The sequence below is a fragment of the Streptomyces laculatispora genome, from assembly GCF_017353455.1.
GTDB lineage: Bacteria > Actinomycetota > Actinomycetes > Streptomycetales > Streptomycetaceae > Streptomyces > Streptomyces laculatispora.
This window is the reverse complement of record NZ_JAFMPZ010000466.1, coordinates 1-20333: the sequence shown is the minus strand read 5'-3', so window position 1 is coordinate 20333 and position 20333 is coordinate 1. Positions and strand designations below refer to the sequence as shown.

At 70.9% G+C, this 20333-nt stretch carries 24 protein-coding genes and 2 pseudogenes; 14 read left to right on the top strand and 12 right to left on the bottom strand.

Going from position 1 to position 20333, the window contains the following annotated elements; genetic code table 11:
• Nucleotides 1-39: 39 nt before the first annotated feature.
• Nucleotides 40-444 (top strand): PLD nuclease N-terminal domain-containing protein, encoded by a 405-nt coding sequence (locus J1C73_RS22865; protein WP_207318062.1) that lies wholly within the window; start codon nucleotides 40-42, stop codon nucleotides 442-444.
• 11 nt (nucleotides 445-455) lie between these two features.
• Here the strand turns inward: J1C73_RS22865 and J1C73_RS22860 are convergent, their stop codons facing one another.
• Complete coding sequence (locus J1C73_RS22860; protein ID WP_207318061.1) at nucleotides 456-920, bottom strand: MarR family winged helix-turn-helix transcriptional regulator; 465 nt, start codon at nucleotides 918-920, stop codon at nucleotides 456-458.
• Between the two features lie 167 nt (nucleotides 921-1087).
• Here J1C73_RS22860 and J1C73_RS36100 point away from each other — a divergent pair.
• From J1C73_RS36100 to J1C73_RS22845, 3 genes and pseudogenes are all read left to right on the top strand, one after another.
• Nucleotides 1088-1780, top strand: a pseudogene (locus tag J1C73_RS36100) (type 1 glutamine amidotransferase domain-containing protein); the annotation flags it as partial.
• Nucleotides 1766-3094, top strand: coding sequence for an aldehyde dehydrogenase family protein (locus tag J1C73_RS22850; RefSeq protein WP_207318073.1), 1329 nt, complete (start codon nucleotides 1766-1768; stop codon nucleotides 3092-3094). The pseudogene J1C73_RS36100 and the gene J1C73_RS22850, both read left to right, overlap by 15 nt.
• Nucleotides 3091-3549: a nucleoside deaminase gene (locus tag J1C73_RS22845; RefSeq protein WP_207318060.1), complete on the top strand. Its 459-nt coding sequence runs from the start codon at nucleotides 3091-3093 to the stop codon at nucleotides 3547-3549. Before J1C73_RS22850 ends, J1C73_RS22845 begins: the two co-directional genes overlap by 4 nt.
• A gap of 141 nt (nucleotides 3550-3690) precedes the next feature.
• Here the strand turns inward: J1C73_RS22845 and ccsB are convergent, their stop codons facing one another.
• The 7 genes from ccsB to hemL form a co-directional block, all read right to left on the bottom strand.
• Nucleotides 3691-4773, bottom strand: a complete 1083-nt coding sequence (gene ccsB / locus J1C73_RS22840) for a c-type cytochrome biogenesis protein CcsB (RefSeq protein WP_207318059.1) — start codon at nucleotides 4771-4773, stop codon at nucleotides 3691-3693.
• Nucleotides 4770-6551 carry a cytochrome c biogenesis protein ResB gene (resB, locus tag J1C73_RS22835; RefSeq protein ID WP_207318058.1) on the bottom strand — a complete coding sequence of 594 codons (1782 nt, stop codon included), beginning with the start codon at nucleotides 6549-6551 and terminating at the stop codon, nucleotides 4770-4772. Before resB ends, ccsB begins: the two co-directional genes overlap by 4 nt.
• Before the next feature lie 6 nt (nucleotides 6552-6557).
• Nucleotides 6558-7319 (bottom strand): cytochrome c biogenesis CcdA family protein, encoded by a 762-nt coding sequence (locus J1C73_RS22830; RefSeq protein WP_207318057.1) that lies wholly within the window; start codon nucleotides 7317-7319, stop codon nucleotides 6558-6560.
• Nucleotides 7320-7323: 4 nt separating this feature from the next.
• On the bottom strand, nucleotides 7324-7929 hold the full coding sequence (locus tag J1C73_RS22825; RefSeq protein ID WP_124284270.1) for a TlpA family protein disulfide reductase: 606 nt from the start codon (nucleotides 7927-7929) through the stop codon (nucleotides 7324-7326).
• A 67-nt stretch (nucleotides 7930-7996) separates the two neighbouring features.
• Entirely contained in the window at nucleotides 7997-9250 is a 1254-nt protein-coding gene (locus J1C73_RS22820; protein ID WP_207318056.1) for a polysaccharide deacetylase family protein, read from the bottom strand.
• A gap of 331 nt (nucleotides 9251-9581) precedes the next feature.
• Entirely contained in the window at nucleotides 9582-10307 is a 726-nt protein-coding gene (locus J1C73_RS22815; RefSeq protein WP_207318055.1) for a histidine phosphatase family protein, read from the bottom strand.
• Nucleotides 10304-11620, bottom strand: coding sequence for a glutamate-1-semialdehyde 2,1-aminomutase (hemL, locus tag J1C73_RS22810; protein WP_242644562.1), 1317 nt, complete (start codon nucleotides 11618-11620; stop codon nucleotides 10304-10306). Before hemL ends, J1C73_RS22815 begins: the two co-directional genes overlap by 4 nt.
• A gap of 129 nt (nucleotides 11621-11749) precedes the next feature.
• Here hemL and J1C73_RS22805 point away from each other — a divergent pair, with 129 nt between their 5' ends.
• The 3 genes from J1C73_RS22805 (at nucleotide 11750) to J1C73_RS22795 (ending at nucleotide 13513) form a co-directional block, all read left to right on the top strand.
• Nucleotides 11750-12343, top strand: a complete 594-nt coding sequence (locus tag J1C73_RS22805) for a hypothetical protein (protein ID WP_078617842.1) — start codon at nucleotides 11750-11752, stop codon at nucleotides 12341-12343.
• 274 nt (nucleotides 12344-12617) lie between these two features.
• On the top strand, nucleotides 12618-12827 hold the full coding sequence (locus tag J1C73_RS22800; RefSeq protein ID WP_207318074.1) for a hypothetical protein: 210 nt from the start codon (nucleotides 12618-12620) through the stop codon (nucleotides 12825-12827).
• Nucleotides 12828-13195: 368 nt separating this feature from the next.
• Complete coding sequence (locus J1C73_RS22795) at nucleotides 13196-13513, top strand: hypothetical protein (protein ID WP_207318053.1); 318 nt, start codon at nucleotides 13196-13198, stop codon at nucleotides 13511-13513.
• Here J1C73_RS22795 and J1C73_RS22790 read toward each other — a convergent pair.
• Nucleotides 13446-14018 (bottom strand): TIGR03086 family metal-binding protein, encoded by a 573-nt coding sequence (locus J1C73_RS22790; RefSeq protein WP_207318052.1) that lies wholly within the window; start codon nucleotides 14016-14018, stop codon nucleotides 13446-13448. The two genes, J1C73_RS22795 and J1C73_RS22790, sit on opposite strands and share 68 nt — an antisense overlap.
• Before the next feature lie 90 nt (nucleotides 14019-14108).
• On the opposite strand from J1C73_RS22790, the gene J1C73_RS22785 reads away from it, so the two are divergent.
• The 4 genes from J1C73_RS22785 to J1C73_RS22770 all read left to right on the top strand — a co-directional run bounded on the left by J1C73_RS22785 (nucleotide 14109) and on the right by J1C73_RS22770 (nucleotide 17388).
• Nucleotides 14109-14930, top strand: coding sequence for a helix-turn-helix domain-containing protein (locus J1C73_RS22785; protein WP_207318051.1), 822 nt, complete (start codon nucleotides 14109-14111; stop codon nucleotides 14928-14930).
• Nucleotides 14931-14981: 51 nt separating this feature from the next.
• Nucleotides 14982-15512, top strand: a complete 531-nt coding sequence (locus tag J1C73_RS22780) for a GNAT family N-acetyltransferase (protein ID WP_207318050.1) — start codon at nucleotides 14982-14984, stop codon at nucleotides 15510-15512.
• Nucleotides 15513-15708: 196 nt separating this feature from the next.
• Nucleotides 15709-16548 carry an NAD(P)H-binding protein gene (locus J1C73_RS22775; protein ID WP_207318049.1) on the top strand — a complete coding sequence of 280 codons (840 nt, stop codon included), beginning with the start codon at nucleotides 15709-15711 and terminating at the stop codon, nucleotides 16546-16548.
• 81 nt (nucleotides 16549-16629) lie between these two features.
• The gene (locus J1C73_RS22770) at nucleotides 16630-17388 is read left to right on the top strand and encodes a Mut7-C RNAse domain-containing protein (protein WP_207318048.1); all 759 of its coding nucleotides are present in this window, start codon (nucleotides 16630-16632) and stop codon (nucleotides 17386-17388) included.
• Nucleotides 17389-17422: 34 nt separating this feature from the next.
• On the opposite strand, the gene J1C73_RS22765 is transcribed toward J1C73_RS22770, so the two are convergent.
• On the bottom strand, nucleotides 17423-17920 hold the full coding sequence (locus tag J1C73_RS22765) for a MarR family winged helix-turn-helix transcriptional regulator (RefSeq protein WP_207318047.1): 498 nt from the start codon (nucleotides 17918-17920) through the stop codon (nucleotides 17423-17425).
• 58 nt (nucleotides 17921-17978) lie between these two features.
• The gene (locus J1C73_RS22760; RefSeq protein WP_307797776.1) at nucleotides 17979-18317 is read right to left on the bottom strand and encodes a MarR family winged helix-turn-helix transcriptional regulator; all 339 of its coding nucleotides are present in this window, start codon (nucleotides 18315-18317) and stop codon (nucleotides 17979-17981) included.
• Nucleotides 18318-18328: 11 nt separating this feature from the next.
• On the opposite strand from J1C73_RS22760, the pseudogene J1C73_RS22755 reads away from it, so the two are divergent.
• Nucleotides 18329-18787, top strand: a pseudogene (locus J1C73_RS22755) (alpha/beta fold hydrolase); the annotation flags it as partial.
• Between the two features lie 57 nt (nucleotides 18788-18844).
• Here the strand turns inward: J1C73_RS22755 and J1C73_RS22750 are convergent.
• Nucleotides 18845-19363, bottom strand: coding sequence for a hypothetical protein (locus J1C73_RS22750; RefSeq protein WP_242644560.1), 519 nt, complete (start codon nucleotides 19361-19363; stop codon nucleotides 18845-18847).
• Between the two features lie 127 nt (nucleotides 19364-19490).
• Between J1C73_RS22750 and J1C73_RS22745 the strand changes: the two genes are divergently transcribed.
• Nucleotides 19491-19826: a YnfA family protein gene (locus J1C73_RS22745; RefSeq protein ID WP_124284276.1), complete on the top strand. Its 336-nt coding sequence runs from the start codon at nucleotides 19491-19493 to the stop codon at nucleotides 19824-19826.
• A 55-nt stretch (nucleotides 19827-19881) separates the two neighbouring features.
• The coding region (locus J1C73_RS22740) for an SDR family NAD(P)-dependent oxidoreductase (RefSeq protein WP_242644559.1) at nucleotides 19882-20333 on the top strand (452 nt) is incomplete at its 3' end.

Here is a 20333-nt window from a genome sequence, read left to right as displayed (position 1 = left end):
CTCTGCCCCGCCAACTCTCCTCTGGGGGACTCTTCCACCATGCTCCGGGCCCTGATCTACCTCCTGCCGCTGGCGCTGACGATCTACGCGTTCATCGACTGCCTGAACACCCCGGAGGACGAGGCCAAGCACCTGCCGAAGATCGCCTGGGTCTTCATCATCCTGCTGTTCTGGATCGTCGGCCCGATCGTGTGGCTGGCCGCGGGCAAGGTGCGGGAGGTGCCCGCCGACGGCCGTACGCCCTCCGAGTGGCACCGCAGCCGGCGCACCCGGTGGGTGGCGCCGGACGACAATCCCGACTTCCTCAACTCCCTGAAGGACGAGCACAAGAAGGACGAGTCGCTCCTCAAGGACTGGGAGGCGGACCTGCGCCGCCGGGAGGACGAGCTCAAGCGGCGCGACAGCGGGGCGGGCCCGGAGGAGTCGGCGCCGCCCGCTTCGTAACGCACGCGGGATCAGGCGTACAGCAGCTGCCCCAGCCGGTTGAGCAGGGGCAGCAGTGCTGTGCGCTCCTGCGGTGTGAGCGCTTCGAGCGCACCGTGCACGGCGTGCATCTCGGCGCGGATCGTGCGGGCGAGCCGGGTGCCCTCGGGGGTGCGGCTCGCGACCTTGGAGCGGCGGTCGCCCGGGGCGGGGGCGCGGCCGACCAGTCCGCGGGTCTCCATGCGGCTGATGAGGCCGGTGGCGTTGGACGCGTCGCAGACGAGGTGGGCCGCGAGCGCGCTCATCGGCATGGGCTCGTTGAGCGCGATCAGCGCACGGGCCTGCGAGGTCGACAGACCGTGGCGGGCGGCGACGGCGGTGAGGTCGTCGTGATGGCCGCGGACGACGACGGCCAGCGGCTCCAGGAGGTCTTCCGGGGTGGGGGCGGCTCGATCGTCCGGAGCAGTGACGGCGCGGGGCGTCGGTTCGGTGGTCATGGTCGGCCATTCTTCGATCGGCATCCGCCGACATTTATTTGACATGCTCAATATTTGGCAGTTACATGAAATCGATTGCTTGAGCATATCAAGTTCCGAGCGGGTCCCGCTTCCCAGCTGAACCCGCATGTGAACCCGCATTTCGCCCGCCCGCAGGGAGTACCCCCATGCCCTCCGTACTGTTCGTTCTCACCGGCGCCGACCACTGGACCCTCAACGACGGCACCACCCACCCCACCGGGTTCTGGGCCGAGGAGCTGGCCGCGCCGCACCGGGTCTTCACCGAGGCCGGATACGCCGTCACGCTCGCCACCCCCGGCGGCGTCACCCCCACCGTCGACGCGGGCAGCCTGGCGCCCGCCGCCAACGGCGGACCGGAGCAGGCCGACGCCGTCGCCGCGTACCTCGACTCGATCGGCCCCGAGCTCCGCGCCCCGGCCCGGCTGGAGGACATCCACCCGGACCGGTACGACGCCCTCTTCTACCCCGGCGGTCACGGGCCCATGGAGGACCTGGCCGTCAGCGCCCTGTCCGGGCGGCTGCTGACCGGCGCGCTCGACTCCGGCGTCCGGCTCGGCGTGCTCTGCCACGCGCCGGCCGCACTGCTCGCCGCCCGGCGCGAGGACGGCGGCTGGCCGTTCGCCGGCTACCGCATGACCGGGTTCAGCAACGCCGAGGAGTCCATCGGCGGACTCGCCGACAAGGCGCCCTGGCTGCTGGAGGACCGGCTCGTCGCGCTGGGCGCCGACTACACCGCCGCCGCCCCCTTCGCCCCGCACACCGTCACCGACCGCACCCTGCACACCGGCCAGAACCCGGCCTCCTCCGAGCAGCTCGCCCGGGAGATGGTCGCCGCGCTCGCCCCCGTCGAGTCCCCGGCCGAGACCGTCGACCGCCTCCGCACCACCTTCCGCACCGGCCGCACCAAGAGCCTCGGCTGGCGCACCGACCAGCTCCGGCGGCTGCGCGCGCTGCTCACCGAGCACGGTGACGAACTCGCCGACGCGCTCCACGCCGACCTCGGCAAGAGCCGCACGGAGGCGTACCGCACCGAGATCGACTTCACCGTCCGCGAGATCGACCACACGCTGGAGCACCTGGCCGACTGGCTGCGGCCCGAGCCCGCCCCCGTACCGGCCCGGCTGGGCGGGGCGAAGGCCCACACCGTGCAGGACCCGCTCGGCGTCGTCCTGGTCATCGCGCCCTGGAACTACCCGCTGCAGCTGCTGCTCGCCCCGGTCGTCGGCGCGCTGGCCGCCGGCAACGCCGTGGTGGCCAAGCCGAGCGAGCTGGCGCCCGCGACCTCCGCCGCCGTCGCCCGGCTGCTGCCGCGCTGTCTGGACGAGGACGCGGTCGCCGTCGTGGAGGGGGCGGTCCCCGAGACCACCGCGCTGCTCGCCGAGCGCTTCGACCACATCTTCTACACCGGCAACGGTGCGGTGGGCCGGATCGTGATGGCCGCCGCGGCGAAGCACCTCACTCCGGTGACGCTCGAACTGGGCGGCAAGTCACCGGTCTTCGTCGACCGGGACACCGACCTGAAGGCGGTCGCGGCCCGGCTGGCGGCCGGCAAGTTCCTGAACGCGGGCCAGACCTGCGTCGCCCCCGACTACGTACTGACCGACCCGGGGACCGGCGCCGCCCTCGCCGACGCGCTCGCCACCGCCGTCGAGGAGCTGTACGGGGCGGACGCCTCGACGCACCCGGAGTACGGACGGATCGTGAACCGGCGCCACTTCGACCGGCTGACGGGCCTGCTCGGCTCGGGCCGCACGGTGACCGGCGGGACGTACGACCGCGACGCCAAGTACCTCGCCCCGACCGTGCTGGCCGACGTGGCACCGGACGCGCCCGTGATGCGGGAGGAGATCTTCGGCCCGGTGCTGCCGATCATCTCGGTGGACGGCCTCGACGAGGCCATCGCGTTCATCAACGACCGGGACAAGCCGCTCGCGCTGTACGCGTTCACCGAGTCGGACACCGTACGCGAACGGCTGATCGCCGAGACGTCGTCGGGCGCCGTCGGGATCGGGCTGCCGCTGGCCCATCTGACCGTGTCGGACCTGCCGTTCGGCGGGGTCGGCGAGAGCGGTATGGGCAGCTACCACGGCCGCTACTCGCTGGAGACGTTCAGCCACCGCAAGGCGGTCCTGGACACCCCTCTCGCCTCATGAGCACCGCCCCCGGCCGGGACGCGGCGTGGCTGGCGACCGCCCTCGACGAGGCCCGTGCCGGTCTCGCCGAGGGCGGCATCCCGATCGGCGCCGCCCTGTACGGGGCCAACGGTGCGCTGCTCGGCCGGGGCCGCAACCGCCGGGTGCAGGACGGCGATCCGTCCATGCACGCGGAGACGGCCGCGTTCCGGGCCGCCGGGCGGCAGCGCTCCTACCGGGGCACCACGATGGTGACGACGCTGTCCCCCTGCTGGTACTGCTCGGGTCTGGTGCGCCAGTTCGGGATCTCGCGGGTGGTGATCGGTGAGGCCGGGACGTTCCGCGGCGGGCACGACTGGCTGGCCCGGCACGGGGTGGAGATCGTGCTGCTCGACGACGCCGACTGCCTCGATCTGATGCGCGGCTTCGTGCGCGGGAATCCCGCGCTGTGGAGCGAGGACATCGGCGAGGACTGATCCCGGACACGGTCCGGCGGTCCGGCAGCCGCCCAAAACCGGCAACGGCTGCCCCACACCCGCGGGACGGGGTGGGGCAGCCGGAGGACGGGCCGCGGAACCCGCGGCCGGGGGCGCGTTCCGCACCCGTGGTGTGAGGTCTCAGACGCCGGCGTAGGAGTGCTTGCCGGTGACGAAGATGTTCACGCCGTAGTAGTTGAAGATCCAGCAGCCGAAGGCGATCAGCGCCAGGTAGGCGGCCTTGCGGCCCTTCCAGCCGGCGGTGGCGCGGGCGTGCAGGTAGCAGGCGTACGCGACCCAGGTGATGAAGGACCAGACCTCCTTGGGGTCCCAGCCCCAGTAGCGGCCCCAGGCGTCGCCCGCCCAGATCGCGCCCGCGATGATCGTGAACGTCCACAGCGGGAAGACGGCGGCGTTGATCCGGTACGAGAACTTGTCGAGGCTCGACGCGGCGGGCAGCCGGGAGAGCACGGACTCGGCGAACGCGCCCGGCCGGCCCCCGTTGGCGAGCTTGTTCTCGTAGCTGTCGCGGAACAGGTACATCAGGGTGCCGACCCCGCCGAGGAAGAACACGGCGCCGCAGATGATCGCGGTGGACACGTGGATCCACAGCCAGTACGAGTGCAGTGCGGGCACCAGCTGGTCGCTGGAGGTGTACAGCACCGTGGTCGCGATGCCGAGGTCCAGCAGGACGGTGGTGACCAGGAGCAGCCCCATCCAGCGGACGTTCTTCTTCAGCGTCAGCAGGGTCAGGTACGCACCGACCGCCACCACGGAGAAGGTGATGGAGAACTCGTACATGTTGCCCCAGGGGGCACGCTGCACGGACAGGGCGCGGGCGATGACCCCGCCGGCCTGGACCAGGAAGGCGAGCACGGTCATGGAGACCGCGATCCGCCCGTACAGGTCGCCCTTGAACGTGCCGCCGGCCGCGCCGGGCCCGTCCGGGACGTCACGGGAACCGGCCGCGGAACGGGTGATGATCTTCGGCCGGTCCAGTACGGCGGTACCCCCGGCCTTCTGCGCGACCTCGACCTTCACCGTCGGCGCGGCGGCTTCCACGGTGGTCAGCGCGGCGGCGGTGCGCCCGACCTTGCTGCGGCTGCCGAACACCCACTCCGCGATGTGCGCGAAGAAGGCCAGCGTGTAGACGGCCATCGACGAATAGATCAGCACATTGCTGGTGTGTGCCAGATTCTCGTTGGTTGCGGCGGCGAGATTCACTTCTCAGCCCCTTCGGAAGGTTCTGCGGAGGACGCGTCGACGGCGTCGGGGTCCGGATCGGGATCAGGGTCGGTGTCAGGACCGGGCGCTGTGGGCGCCACGGCGTTGAGCGTGACCGCGAGATCGGCCAGCTCCTCGGGAAGCTTCGCGGACTCGCTGCGGCCGAGCCCCGCCATTTCGACGACGGTGACACCGTCGCTGCCGCGTACGGCCCGGACCCAGACCCGGCGCCGCTGGATGAAGAGGGAACCGGCGAGACCGGCGATCGCGCCGATGGCCCCGGTGAGCGCCCAGCCGCTGGCGGGCTGCTCCGAGATCTGGAAGCTGGCCCACTCCTGGAGGCCCTCGAACGTGATGGAGCCGGCCCCGTCGGGCAGCTTCATCGTCTCGCCGACGAGCAGCCGCTTCTTGACCTGCTGGCCCTCGGAGTCCTTGAACTCCTTCATCTTGGTCTTGTCCAGCTGGTACACGTTCTGCGCCAGCCCGGAGTCGGGCCCGAGGTAGCCGTGGAAGCCGTTGAGGGCCAGCACCGGCATGTCGGCGGCCGGGAACTGCGAGTACATCGTGCCCTTGCCCTTGCCCGCGAAGGTCGGCACGAAGAACGCCTGGAAACCGAGCTGGTCCCGCTTGCCGTTCTTGTCCCGGTAGCCGTCCAGGACCTTGATCGCACCGCTCGACGTGACGTTGTTGTCGAGGGGCAGCAACGGCACGGCGGCCTTGTAGACCTCCTTGCCCCTGCCGTCCTTGACGGAGACGACGGGCGCGTAGCCGTGGGCGTTGAGATAGACCTTGGTGCCGTCGACGACGAGGGGTTCGTTGACCTTGATGACGGACTTCTCGGGCTTGCCGTAGGCGCCCTTGGAGTAGGTCACATGGGCCTCGTAGGTGCGCGGCGTGCCGATCTGCGGGCCGCTGCGCTCGTACGTGCCGACGAACTTGTCGAGGGTGAAGCTGAAGGGGACGAGCGAGTCGTTGTCGAAGAGCGAACCGGACTTGAAGTCGTCGTACTGGGTGATCGTGTTGGAGAAGCCGTCGCCCTCGACGATCAGCTTGCCGCCCTCGGACTTGAAGAGCTGCCCCACGGCGAAGGCCACCAGCATCACGATGAGCGCGATGTGGAACATCAGGTTCCCGGCCTCGCGCAGATAGCCCTTCTCGGCGGCGACCGCGTCCCCGTCGACATGGGCCCGGTAGCGGCGCTTGCGCATCAGGCCGAGCGCGGCCTCGCGGACCTGCTCGGGCTCGGCCTCGGTGCGCCAGGTGGTGTACGCGGGCAGCCTGGTCAGCCGCTTGGGCGCGCCCGGCGGGCGGCTGCGCAGCTGGCCGATGAAGGTGCCGGTGCGCGGCACGATGCAGCCGATGAGCGAGATGAACAGCAGGATGTAGATCGCGGAGAACCACACCGAGCTGTAGACGTCGAAGAACTGGAGCTTCTCGTAGATCGGCGTGACGGTGGTGTGGAGCCCCTTGAAGGTCTGCACCTTGAGCTCGTCGACGCTGTTCTGCGGGATCAGTGAGCCGGGGATGGCACCGAGCGACAGCAGGAACAGCAGGATCAGCGCGATCCGCATGGAGGTGAGCTGGCGCCAGAACCAGCGGGCCCAGCCGATGACTCCCATGGCCGGCAGGGTGGCCAGGGACTCCTCGCGCGGGGCGGTGGAGAGCTGGGAACCGGCCGCGCCGAGTTCACGGGCGGTCTCCCGGTCCTGCTCTGCGCGCACCTCCCGCTCGTCGGGGCGCTCGCGCTCCTGGGGCGGGTTGGACTTGGTGTTGCTCATTGGAACTCAGATCCCCACAGTGAAGCCGTTGGACCAGCCCTGCAATTCCTGCATCATGCTGCCCCACGCACCGGTCAGCAGGAGCAGCCCGGTCACGATCATCATGCCGCCGCCGATGCGCATGACCCAGACGTAGTGGCGCTTGACCCAGCTGAAGGCGCCGAGCGCCTTGCGGAAGGCGACGGCGGCGAGCACGAAGGGCACGCCGAGCCCGAGGCAGTAGGCGACGGAGAGTATGGCACCGCGCCCGGCGGTCGCCTCGGTGAACGCCAGCGCGTTGACGGAGGCGAGCGTCGGACCGAGGCAGGGAGTCCAGCCGATCCCGAAGAGCGCGCCGAGCAGCGGGGCTCCCACCAGGCCGGTCACCGGCTTCTTGTGGATACGGAACTCGCGCTGCGTCATCCAGGGCATCAGGCCCATGAAGAAGATCCCCATCAGGATCATCAGCACGCCGAGGACCTTGGAGAGGGTCCCGCTGTACTCCTGGAGCGTCTGGCCGAAGTAGCCGAAGAGCGCACCGCCGGAGACGAACACGGCGGTGAAGCCGGCCACGAAGAGGGAGGCCCCCGCGACGGTCCTGCCCCGTCGGGCATCGCCCAGATCCGTGCCGCTGACCCCGGTGACATAACTGAGGTAGCCGGGGACGAGCGGCAGGACGCACGGCGAGAAGAAGGAGACGAGCCCGCCGAGCAGGGCGATCGGCAGGGCGACCAGCAGGGCCCCGCTCAGAACCGTCTCGTTCTGGGTGGCGGCGGCGAGGGTGATCACCTGATCACTTCTCCGCGATCAACGGGTCGATCATCTCGTGCAGCTTGGTGTCGTCCAGCGCCGCCAGGGAGCGGGCGGCGATCTTCCCGTCCCGGTCGACGACGACGGTCGACGGAATGGTCTGCAGGTTCAGCATGCCCTTGGGGAAGCGGAGCAGGAGCTTCCCGGTCGGGTCGTAGAAGCTCGGGTAGGGGACCCCGAAGTCCTTCTCGAAGCTGATCGCCGGGCCGCGCTGCGGGTCACGGGTGTTGATCCCGAGGAACTGGACGTCCTGGCCGGTGGCCTTGGCCACCTTGGTGAAGTACTTCGCCTCCAGGCGGCAGGGGCCGCACCAGGAGCCCCACGCGTTCAGGACGACGACCTTGCCCTTGTAGTCGGCGAGGTCGAGCTGCTTGCCGTCCAGGCTCTCGCCGTCGAGCTTCGGAGCGGTGGCGCGGTCGCCCCTGGCCACCGTGGAGATCCCGCCGGTGCCGGTGACGAAGTGCGTATCGCCGCCGCCGCCGGTCTTGTTGCCCGTGCCGCACGCGCTCAGCGTCAGTGCGAGCGCGGCGGCCGCCGCGGGGGCGGCGAGCAGGGTGAAGCGGCGTCGGGATGCGCGGCCATAGCTCATGTGAAAAGTTTCGCATGGCGGTTTCGGGGATCTTGGGCACCCCCCTCGGTGCCCGTAAAGCCCGTTGTCAGGCTTGTTTAAAGAAGGCGTTCCAGCCGCCCTCGGGCGCCTGTCCGACGCCAAGCGTACGGAGCTTCGCGAGCACCGCCGGGTCCTGGACGTCCAGCCAGTCGACGAACTGCCGGAATGAGACGAGGCGCACATCCGGCTTCCCCGCGATGTGCTTGAGCGCGGCCTCGACCGCATCCATGTAGATGCCGCCGTTCCATTCCTCGAAGTGGTTTCCGATGTAGAACGGGGCGCGGTTCGTCTCGTACGCGCGCTTGAAGCCACTGATGTACGCCTGGGTGGCCTGTTCGCGCCAGCCCGGATACCGGGAGGGCATTCCCTTGGTCGAATTCTGCGACTGGTTGGCCAGGATGTTGTAGTCCATCGAGAGGACCTCGAAGCTGTGGCCGGGGAACGGGATGCCCTGGAGCGGCAGGTCCCAGACGTCCATGCGCTTCGAGGGCCACACCTGGGTGCCGCCGGGCGAGCTGGCGTCGTAGCGCCAGCCGAGCTTCTTCGCCGTGGGCAGCAGATTGTCCTGTCCGAGCAGACAGGGGGTGCGGCCGCCGACGAGTTCCTTGCGGTAGTCGAAGGGCAGCGGATCGAGGTCCCTCCAGCCGGTGTTGGTACGCCATTCGGTGACGAAGGAGACCGACTGATCGATTTCGCTCTGCCACTGGGAGGCGGACCAGTTCTCGACCGATCCGGAGCCGCCGCAGAAATGCCCGTTGAAGTGGGTGCCGATCTCGTGGCCGTCGTACCAGGCCTGGCGTACGTTCTTCAGCGTCGCCTTGATGTGATCGTCGGTGAGATAGCCGATGTCGGAGGCGCCGACGGGGTTGTTGGGCGGGCGGTAGAGCGACTTCTTCGATTCGGGCAGCAGATAGAGCCCGGAGAGGAAGAAGGTCATCGCCGCGTTGTGTTCCTTGGCGAGTTCCAGAAAACGCGGGAAGAGCCCGTTGCCGACCTCGCCGGCTCCGTCCCAGGAAAAGATCACGAACTGCGGGGGCGTCTGGCCCGGTTCGAGCGGGACCGGCGCGGTCGGCTGGTGCGGCTGCTTTCCGGTATCGGCGGTGGAACCGTCCCCGATGGACCTGACGTCCTTCTTCGCGGGCCCGGTCCCCTTGGCGGTCCCGCCGCCGCCCTTCTCGCCCTTGCCCGGACCCGCCCGGCCTGTGCCGGAGGAGTCGGACGAACTGCAGCCCGCCATCCCGATGGCGGCCGCGGCCCCAAGTCCGGCTCCGAGCAGACCCCTTCGGCTGATGTCACGCATGCGGTTCCCATCTGCGGTCGTTTTGCCTCAAGTCCATACAAACTGCCAAAGGCTTAGATGGGCGAAGCAACACGAGGGTTCCCCGAATACCACACGATTCTTTACGTAACCAGCCCCCAGCCTTGACCGAACGCAAGAGCGAGTCTCTTCTGCCGAGTCAAGCCTGCCCGGGTACATCCGCCCGGTCCGCGCACACATCCAGCCCGTCATCCGCGCACATCAAGCCCGTCCGGCGATTGAGGACGAAACACCCATCACGAAAAATCCGGGCCCGCCCACCGGCCGTAAACCGGAGCGGACCCGGACCGAAGACCCCCGGCCCGAGGGCCGGCTACGCGCCGAACCCCTTGGACGCGCCCTTCACCGGCTTCGCCCCCGCCAGCAGGTGCGCCGGCACCAGATCCCGCGCCGGCTCCGCGTACCCGACCGACACGATCTTGTCGCCCTGGTAGGTGAAGCTGGTCAGCGAGGCGAGCGTGCACTGCCGCTTGCGCGGGTCGTGCCACAGCCGCCGCCGCTCCACGAAGCTCCGCACGATCCAGATCGGCAGCTGGTGGCTGACGCACACCGCCTCGTGCCCGCGGGCCGCGTCACGCGCCGCGTCCAGGGCACCCATCATCCGTACGACCTGCTCGACGTACGGCTCACCCCACGACGGCCGGAACGGGTTCGTCAGGTGCTTCCAGTTGTCCGGCTTGCGCAGCGCCCCGTCACCGACGCCGAAGGTCTTGCCCTCGAAGACGTTGGCGGCCTCGATGAGCCGCCCGTCGGTGGCGAGGTCCAGGCCGTGCGCCTTGGCGATCGGCGTCGCCGTCTCCTGGGCGCGCTCCAGCGGGGAGGCGACGACATGCGTGATGTCGCGCTTCTCCAGGTGCTCGGCGACCCGGTCGGCCATCTGCCGGCCGAGCTCGGAGAGGTGGTAACCGGGGCGGCGCCCGTACAGCACTCCGTCCGGGTTGTGCACCTCTCCGTGGCGCATCAGGTGGACGACGGTGATGTCCTTGCGGCCCGTACCGCCGCTGTTCTCACTGGTGCTGCTGTTGCTGTTCTCGCTCATGCGGTGGCCTCCGATGCGGCGCGGGCTGCGGCGGGCAGCGCGGCGGCGATCCGCTCGACGGCCCGGGTGTCGTGGGCGGTGGAGACGAACCACGACTCGAACGCCGACGGCGGCAGATAGACGCCCTGCGCCAGCATCGAGTGGAAGAACGGGGTGAAGCGGAAGGCTTCCTGCCGCTTGGCGTCCTCGTAGTTCCGGACCGGCCGGTCCGTGAAGAAGACCGAGAACATGTTGCTCGCCGCCTGCACGGTGTGCGCGACGCCCTCCTTGGACAGGGCCTCGCTCACCAGCCCCCGGATCTCCGCGGACACCGCGTCGACCTTCGCGTACGCGGCGTCGTCCAGCAGGCGCAACTGGGCGAGACCGGCGGCGGTCGCCACCGGGTTACCGGAGAGCGTGCCGGCCTGGTAGACCGGGCCGGCCGGGGCCAGGTGCGCCATCACGTCGGCGCGCCCACCGAAGGCCGCGGCCGGGAAGCCGCCGCCCATCACCTTGCCGAAGGTCATCAGGTCGGGCCGCACCCCGTCGACGCCGAACCAGCCGGCCTTCGACGTACGGAACCCGGTCATGACCTCGTCGGAGATGTACAGCGCGCCGTTGGCGGCGCAGATCTCCTTGAGCCCTGCGTTGAAACCGTCCAGCGGCGGCACGACGCCCATGTTGCCCGGCGACGCCTCGGTGATCACACAGGCGATCTCGCCGGGCTGTGCGGCGAACGCGGCCCGCACGGCCGCCAGGTCGTTGTACGGCACCACGATCGTGTCGCCGGCCTGAGCGCCGGTGACCCCCGGCGTGTCCGGCAGCCCGAAGGTCGCCACCCCGGACCCGGCGGCGGCGAGCAGCGCGTCGACGTGGCCGTGGTAGCAACCGGCGAACTTCACGATCTTCGCCCGGCCGGTGAAACCGCGGGCGAGGCGGATCGCGGACATGGTCGCCTCGGTGCCGGACGACACGAGCCGTACCTGCTCCACCGGCTCGACCCGGGCGACGATCTCCTCGGCGAGCGCGACCTCGCCCTCACCGGGCGTACCGAACGAGGTGCCGCGGGCGACAGCCTCCTGAACTGCGGCGATGACCTCGGGGTGGGAATGGCCGAGAATCATCGGCCCCCACGAGCACACGAGGTCGACGTACTCACGGCCGTCGGCATCGGTGAGGTACGGACCGGTACCGGACACCATGAAGCGGGGCGTACCGCCCACGGCCCGGAAGGCACGTACGGGAGAGTTCACGCCGCCGGGCGTCACGAGGGACGCGCGGTCGAAAAGCGTCTGCGAAACTGGGGCGTCATAGGGAAAGCTCACACATGCCATGGTGTCAGAGCCACGGACGGTCTTGCGGACAGGTGTTTCACCGGACGTTCGCGGGGGAGGTCACTGACACGATGATCGGGTTGCGCGGCGGGGGCTGTGTCTCCCAGTTAGTAGTCGGGTGGATGAGATATGCATCGCGGTGGCGGAGTGGGCGAAGGGACCGACGACCTGGGGCCCGAGCCTGCCCGGCGGGGTCGGCACCGGCGCGAGGCTGAGCGCAGACAGGGCATACAGGCCGGTGGTGCGCAGGTGGGCGGCGGAGCCGGAAGCAGGAGTGGTGGCCGGGTGGGGGTGACCTACAAGTACTTCGGGGCCCCCGACGGGGCCACTGCCGCACGCGTGCCCATTTCCATGCGCCCGGAGGAGCTCGGCGGCGACGAGCTGGGCATGGGCGGCATGTTCAGCAAGATCAAGCCGGAGACCGTGGCCGCGATGGTCCTCACCGGCATACAGGGCATACCTCTGCACAAGGTCCCGCCGCTGGAACTGGTCGTCCTGCACCCCGACTACGCGGTGGTCAGGCTCCCGATGACGGTCGTGGACCCGCTGCGCGGCGTCGGCGAGGAGTCGGTGGGTGCCGCTGCCTTCATCTGGTCCACCGTCCCGGACCGCGGCGGTCCTCGCGATGCGTACAACGTCTACCAACTGCTCCACGAGTGGCAGGACTTCTCCCACCGCCTGCACGATGCGGGGCATCAGGCGTACTGCCTGGTCTGGCCCTGAGCTGGGACTCCTCGGGAGACGGGTGGGGTTTCGGGCCTCCTTCATGCCAGTGCCGGAGAGCCGTTCAAGGGGCCAGGGCGCGTCGAGGGCGCTCCCGTTTCGACGGAGGCACTGATGTGCCCGGCATGTCAGGCGCAGGAGCATCGCTGCCGGTCTCGAGTTCGGCCCCGGCTTCGGCCCCGGCTTCACCGAAGGCGTCGTCGATCGCCTGACACGTGCGCGTCCGGGAATCCGGGCCGGCGGCGACGCCGGTGTCTTCGCTTCACTCGGCGGAGTGGAGTCGGCCGCCCGCGAGGGGTACTTCGGCCTCGCCATGCTTCGGTCCCGGCGCGGTCTGCCCAACGCTGAGCGCATGCAGCTCTACGTGAAGTACGGCTCCTGGGAGAAGGTCGTCGAAGCCGCCACGCGTTCGAGCGCGGCGGTGGACCACGAACTCGGTCTGGAATTCCGCCACTGCTCCTGTGAAGTCCTCCTGGCGGCATGACCCGGCCATCACCCGCTCGCAGCGCGGGCGCGGCGAGCGGGTGATGGCCGGGTCGAGGACGGCGCGGGCCCGAGGCCACAGCGTCATCGCCGGTCCGGTCCGCCTGCCCCTGCGCAGGCGGACCGGACTGACCGGTCGGGCAAAGCGGGCGACGTGCGCGCGCAGGGGCACTTCGCCCCTGGCGCGAAGGAGATTCCGGCCGGCCGCTGCCGAACGCACGGCCCAGCCCGTTCACCCCCGGCTGCCCGTCTGCACGGCCGACGTCCGTCAGCCAGCCCTATCCGGCCATTCATTGGCCGAAGAGTGATCTTCAGCTGACCTGTCGAACCTGCCGATGCAGGAGGCACCGAAACTGAAGGAGGCCTGCCATGGGCGACACTCCGCTGGCCCTGTCCATCCCCGTGCTGGTCTTCGCCGGCGGCATCTACGCCGCAGGTGAGAGCTGGTGGCGGCGCCGGCACCCGGCGCCGCCCTCCCCGTACACGCATCAGGCGGCCCGGCTCGCCGAGCGCGCGATGCTGGTGGACGCCGAGAGGATCGTGGACGAAGCGTACGAGGCCGTCGGCGCGCTCTACGACGGACCAGGTGCGCCGGGCGCACGATTTCCGGCCACGGGCGTCACCCCCGGGGCCGCTGCCAGTCAGGGTCGCGACCGGTCAGTGCCAGCACCCGTGCGAAGGGGCTAGCCCCCTCCGGTACGGGGAACGGCTCGCCGAACACCTTCGCCTCCCGGGCCTTCGGCGCCATCGCGACCATGGCCGTGGCGAGCTCACTCACCACGTCCGCGTCCGGCACGAACTCCTGACCGGTGGCGCGGGCCAGGTCCCACACGTGGACCGTCAGATCGCTGAGCGCCATGTGTCCGACGGTCCGGGCCGGGAACCCCAGGGAACCCGCGGTCCCGTCCTCCGCGCCGGGCCGGGCCCACGCGTCGACCAGCGCGGCCGTCTGCTCGCCGAAGCGCTTGCGCCAGTCCCCGGTGACGGCGTCCGGGGTCTCGCCGAACTCCACCTCCTGCCGGGCCGCCAGGGCCGTGAAGTTGACGACCACCTGGGTGAGGTGGCTGACCAGGGCGCGGACGTCGTACTGCGCACAGGGTGTGGGGTCGCTCAGCCGGCTGTCGTCGATGCCGCGGACGACGGGCAGCGCGCCCTCGGCCGCCGCATCCAGCAATTCACTGATCTTCTTCATGGTCCGACCATGCACGCCGCGGCGGCGCGGGTCTTGAAGAAACACGACGGGCGGGACACCGAATCGGCCGCGGGCATAGGATCGGCCGTCATGGCTGGCCCCCGAGGTCCCCGGCGTGACACCCGCGGCATCGTCGACGCCCCCGAACTGTTCACGCACGTACGGTTCCGGCGTCGCGAACCCGCCCCCGAACTGCGCCCGTACCTGGAGCACTACTGGCTGATCGACTGGGATCTGCCCGAGCCGTACACCTCCCACCTGGTCCCCCACCCCAGCGTCAACCTGGTCTTCGAGCGGTACGCGGGCTGCGGCGACGACGAGGCCGGATTCGCGGAGGTCTCGGGCATCGGCCTGGAGCTGTTCACGCAGAAGCTGGAGGGGCGGGGGCGGGTCTGCGGGGTGCAGTTCCGGCCCGGCGGCTTCCACCCGTTCGCACCGGAGCGGCCGGTGTCGGAGTGGACGGGGCGCCGGGTCCTGGCGTCCGAGGTGTTCGCGCCGCCCGCCGCGCCGTCGGCCGTCCTGGACCCCGCCCGGGAGGACGAGCGGATCGCGGCGCTCGACGCGTACCTGCTGGCGCTCGGCCCCGAACCGGACCCGCAGGCCGACCGGGCGATGGCCCTGGCCGAGCTGGTGCGCACCGACCGCACGGTCCGCCGTGTCAGCGGACTCGCCCGCGCCGAGGGGGTGTCGGTGCGCTCGCTCCAGCGGCTCTTCGCCACGTACGTCGGCGTGGGCCCCAAGTGGGTCATCCTCCGCTACCGCATCCACGAGGCGCTGGAACGCGCCGAATCGGAGCCGGCCGTGGACTGGGCGGAGCTCGCCGCGGATCTCGGCTACAGCGACCAGGCGCACCTGGTCAGGGACTTCACGGCGACGGTGGGCGTGCCGCCGACCGCGCTGACCGCCCGCTGACCGCTCTCTGGCCGCCCCCTGACTGTCAGTGCCCCGTCCTACAGTTCTGGCATGGAGCGCACCGCAGCACCATCCGTACGGATCGAGCCCTGGTCGGACAGCGACCTGGAGCTGCTCCGCCGTGCCAACGCACCGGAGCTGATGGACCATCTGGGCGGCCCCGAGTCGGAGGAGCAGCTCATAGGGCGTCACGGCCGCTACGTGGCACTGAGCGCGGACCGGACGGGCCGGGGCAGGATGTTCCGCATCGCGCTGACCGGCGAGGACGAGGCCGTGGGCACCATCGGCTTCTGGGAGCGCACCTGGCAGGGCCGGCAGGTGTACGAGACGGGGTGGGCCGTTCTCGCGGGGTTCCAGGGACGGGGCATCGCGTCGGCCGCGACCGTGGCCGTGGCCGGGCAGGCGCGCGCCGAGCACAGGCACCGCTATCTGCACGCCTACCCGTCCGTGGCCAACGGCGCGTCGAACGGGGTGTGCCGCAAGGCGGGGTTCACCCTGCTCGGCGAGTGCGAGGTCGAGTACCCGCCGGGCCATCCGCTGCTGACGAACGACTGGCGGCTGGATCTCCACCCGGATCAATGACCGGACCGGCCGGGGCACTGACCGGCTCACCGCCCGGACCGCCACCCCCGGGGCTGCGGCGCTCGCGCCCCCACGCGTTAAGTGTTTGACGACCGAGCCCGCCTCCTGGATATTTAGCTGCGCGACACAGTTTATGTGCGCAACAAGCACTTGACCGCCCCCGCCGGACACGGACACCCCGAGGAGACTCACCGCCATGCTCACGCTCGTCACCGGATGCCGCGGCCGCGTCGGCTCCACGCTCGCCTCGCTCCTGCACCGGGGCGGCCATGCCGTCCGTGCCGCCTCCCGCAACCCCGCCGAGCTCTCGCTCCCGGCCGGCATCCCGGCCGTGGCCTGCGATCTCGGCGACCCCACGGCCTTCGCGGCCGCGCTGGAAGGCGTCGACTCCGTCTTCCTGTACGCCGAGCCCTCCCACATCGACGACTTCCTCGCCGCAGCACGGGCCGCCGGGGTCGGGCACATCGTGCTGCTCTCCTCCAGTTCGGTCCTCGCCCCGGACGCCTCCTCCAACTCGATCGCCGCCTCCCACCACGCGGTGGAGCAGGCCCTGACCGCCTCGCCCCTGACCGCGACGCTCCTGCGGCCCGGCGCCTTCGCGGGCAACGCGTACCAGTGGTCGGGCGCCTTCCGGAGCGGGGACCCCGTGGACCTGCCCTACCCCCGCAGCCAGACCAGCCCGATCGACGAGACCGACATCGCCGAAGCGGCCCTGGCCGTCCTCACCGACGCCCGACTCCGGGGCGCGGCGTATCACCTGACCGGCCCCGAATCGCTCACCGCCACCGAGCAGGTCGAGCTGCTGGCCGCCTCCTCCGGCACCCCCGTGACCGTCAACGCCGTGAGCCGGGAAGCCTGGAAGGAGTCCGTCTCCCCCTTCATGCCGGCGGAGATCGCCGAGGCGCTGCTCGACTACTGGGCCGCCACCGACGGTTCACCGGCCGAGGTCACCGACGACACCGAGAAGCTCACCGGCCGACCGGCCCGCACCTTCGCCGCCTGGGCCGCCGAGCACGCCGCCGCCTTCCGCGCCTGATCCCGCACGCCGCACACCGGCACCCCCCGTCCCGCCCGAAATCCGTGGCCCGCGCACCCGGCCCAATGGCATCCTGATCAGGTGAACGGACCGGAGATCCACCTCGAAGTCGCCCCTGAACTGAGGCTCTTCGTCGCGCACGACCGCCGCAGGGGGCGGACGGCCGTGACCACCGACGGCTCGTCCACCCTCGGCCATGTCGTCGAATCACTCGGAGTCCCGCTCACCGAGGCCGGACAGCTCCTCGTCGACGGCCGCCCCGTCCCGTTCTCGCACATCCCCGCCGCGGGCGAAGTGGTCGACGTACACGCCGTGCGGCGCCCGCAGCACGTGCCGGGCGCGCCCCTGCGCTTCCTCCTCGACGTCCACCTCGGCACCCTCGCGCGGCGGCTGCGGCTGCTCGGCGTCGACGCCGCCTACGAGTACGAGGACATCGGCGACCCCGCCCTGGCCACGCGTTCGGCGAAGGAACAGCGCGTCCTGCTCTCCCGGGACCGGGGGCTGCTCCACCGGCGGGAGATCTGGGCGGGGGCGTACGTGTACAGCGACCGCCCCGAGGCGCAGCTGCGCGACGTGCTGGAGCGGTTCGCGCCCGCGCTCGCCCCGTGGAGCCGCTGCACGGCCTGCAACGGACAGCTGGCGGCGGCCGACAAGAACACCGTGGGCGGACGGCTGGAGGACGGCACGCAGCGCTCGTACGACGTCTTCGCGCAGTGCACGGAGTGCGACCGGGTGTACTGGCGCGGCGCCCACCACGCCCGGCTGGAGGCGATCGTCACCGAGGCGGTGCGCGACTTCGGCGCCTCCCCCGCCGGCCCCCCGGACCCGTCCGGCGTCTGAGCCCGACGCGGCACTCCCGCCCGGGAGCCCGACCTCACTCCGGTCCGCCGTCGCCCTCCCGCAGCCCCGCGATCTGCACCGCGCTCAGCTCAACCGTCCGCCGCATATGGGCGATGAGCAGCGCGACCTCATCGTCGTCGTAGGCCTCGAACATGGCCGCCCAGCCGCCGCTCAGCTGCTCCCAGACCGCCCCGAACTCCGCCATCCGTCCGGGCACCGTCGCGACGAGCACCCGCCGCCGGTCCACCGTGTCCCGTGCGCGCGTGACGTAGCCGGCCCGCTCCAGCCGGTCCACCAGCCGGGTCGCCGACCCCGTGGTGAGTCCGGTAAGCTCCGCGATCCGCCCCGTGGTGACGGGAGCCGCCTCCAGGCTGAGCAGGTTGAGGCACTGGAGATCGGTGGGGTGGAGCCGCAGCCGGTCGGCGACGGCCTGGTTGAACAGGGCGTACGCGGCCATGTAGCGGCGCGACACGGCGGAGAGCTCGGCGAGCATCGCGGCGCGGCGGCGGGGGGCGGAGGACTTCTGCGGCATGCAGAAAGTGTACGGAGCAGAGATCACTCGCCCGCTCCCCCAAGCGCTCGCGGATGGGCTACCGCGTGTCATGCGGGCGGGGGTGCGGGGGCTGGTGGTGCTCGGTCAGGACGGTCAGCAGGCGGATGAGTTCGTCCTGGCCGCCGGGGGTGAGGGGGGCCAGGAGTTCGCGCTGGGCGTCGGCGATGAGCGTGTCGAGGCGCTCCAGGCGTCGGCGGCCTGCGGGAGTGAGGGTGATGACGTTGCGGCGGCGGTCGGCGGGGTCCGGTTCGCGGCGGACGCATTGGGCGTCGGCGAGCTCGTTGAGGACGGCGACCATGTCGCTGCGGTAGATGCCGGTGCGGCGGCTGAGTCCGGCCTGGCTGGCGGCACCGGCCTCGTCGAGCGCGATCAGCACGGCGAAGTTAGCTGATGGCGAACCGCCCGCCGTACCAGGCCCTGCAGGCCACCACCCCGCAGACCATCGGATACGCGCTGACCGACTCGCCGGTCGGCCAGCTGGCCTGGATCGCCGAGCGCTTCGCGCAGTGGACCGACCCGCGCTCGACGATCAGCGACGAGCGGATGCTCACCGACATCTCGCTGTACTGGCTGACCGCCACCGCGGCTTCCTCGGGGCGGCTGCACCGCGATGCGCCGCGGCGGATCGAGCCGTGCCCGGTGCCGCTGGGTGTGGCGGTGTTCGCACACGACATCACCCAGTCGGTGCGACCGCTGGCCGAGCGGCTGTACGACATCAGGCACTGGTCGGAGTTCGAGCGCGGCGGCCACTTCGCCGCGATGGAGGTGCCGGAACTGCTCGCCCAGGACGTCAGGGACTTCTTCCTCACCCGCGTCGAGCACGACCAGCAGATCGCCACCCACTGAATGGCGATCACTCGCTCCCTGGCATCCGAGCCAGGACCGCAAGGCCTGGACGGCGCGTCAGAAGACGTACTCGTCCCCGGTGGCCGGTGCCAGCACCTCGTGTTCGCTGTTCTTCGAATTCCGGTCCGTCGCATCGCCGTTCCACACGGTTTCGATCCGGACGACCACCTCCGCCGGGCGCCCCAGAAGCTGCAGTTCGAGCGCGAGCTGCCGCTGCGAGCCGTCGGCGCGCAGCGGGCCCGTCCGGCACAGCACGGTCTGCCGGTCGGCCTGCAGGCATTGCCCGGGCAGCTCCTGCCGGCCGGAGAGGGGTACGGACACCCGTAGCCGGACGGTCGCCCCCGCGAGGTCCGAGGGTCCGCTGTTCTGGCTGACCAGCCAGACGCCGAGCCCGGTGCCCCACAGCGAGACATGACCGTGGTGCGACACATCGGCCTCCGGCGCGATGCCCCGCACCATCGGCGAGACCACCGGCGAACCGACGGCCGCGGCCGTCCCGCCCGCACCCAGCGCCAGCGCCGACGCCATTGCCGCCGCGGCGGACACCCTCAGCAGAGCCTTACGCGTCACTACCATGTCCTGAAGATACAGATCTGCACGAATTAACCACATTTTCCGACTGGTTCGGCGCGTCTCCGGGTTCCGCATGCCTCCCGGCGCCTCCCGGCGCATCCCGCCTAGCCGCGCATGACACGCTGATCGCATGTCCGTGGTCCGCTCCATCGCCCTGTTCGTCGTCGCCGCGCTCTTCGAGATCGGTGGCGCCTGGCTCGTCTGGCAAGGCGTCCGGGAACACCGCGGCTGGGCCTGGATCGGTGCGGGCGTCGTCGCGCTGGCCACGTACGGCTTCGTCGCCACGCTCCAGCCGGACGGCGAGTTCGGGCGGGTGCTCGCCGCGTACGGCGGGGTCTTCGTCGCGGGGTCGATCGTCTGGGGCATGGTCGCCGACGGCTACCGGCCCGACCGCTGGGACGTGACCGGCGCACTGGTCTGCCTGGCCGGTATGGCCGTCATCATGTACGCCCCCCGCAACCACTGACCGCGCCCCTGCCTATCCTGGCCCCGTATCGATCAGCTGTTCCGAGGAGCCCGCCATGGCCGCATCCCCCATCGCCGTCATCACCGGAGCGAGCAGCGGCATCGGTGCCGCGACCGCCCGGCAGCTGGCGGCCGCCGGTTACCGCGTCGTGGTCACCGCACGCCGCAAGGACCGGATCGAGGCGCTCGCCGCCGAGATCACCGCGGCGGGCCACGAGGCCACGGCCTACGCCCTGGACGTCACCGACCGCGCCGCGGTCGACGAGTTCGCGACCGCGTTCCGCAGCCTCGCCGTGCTGGTCAACAACGCGGGCGGCGCGCTCGGGGCGGACCCGGTCGCCACCGGCGACCCGGCCGACTGGCGCCAGATGTACGAGACCAACGTCATCGGCACCCTCAACGTCACCCAGGCCCTGCTCCCCGCCCTCATAGGCGGAGAGGCCCGCGGTCGAGGAGAGGATGACCACCGTGCCGTCGCCGCTCGCGGTGAGGGCGGGGAGCAGGGCCT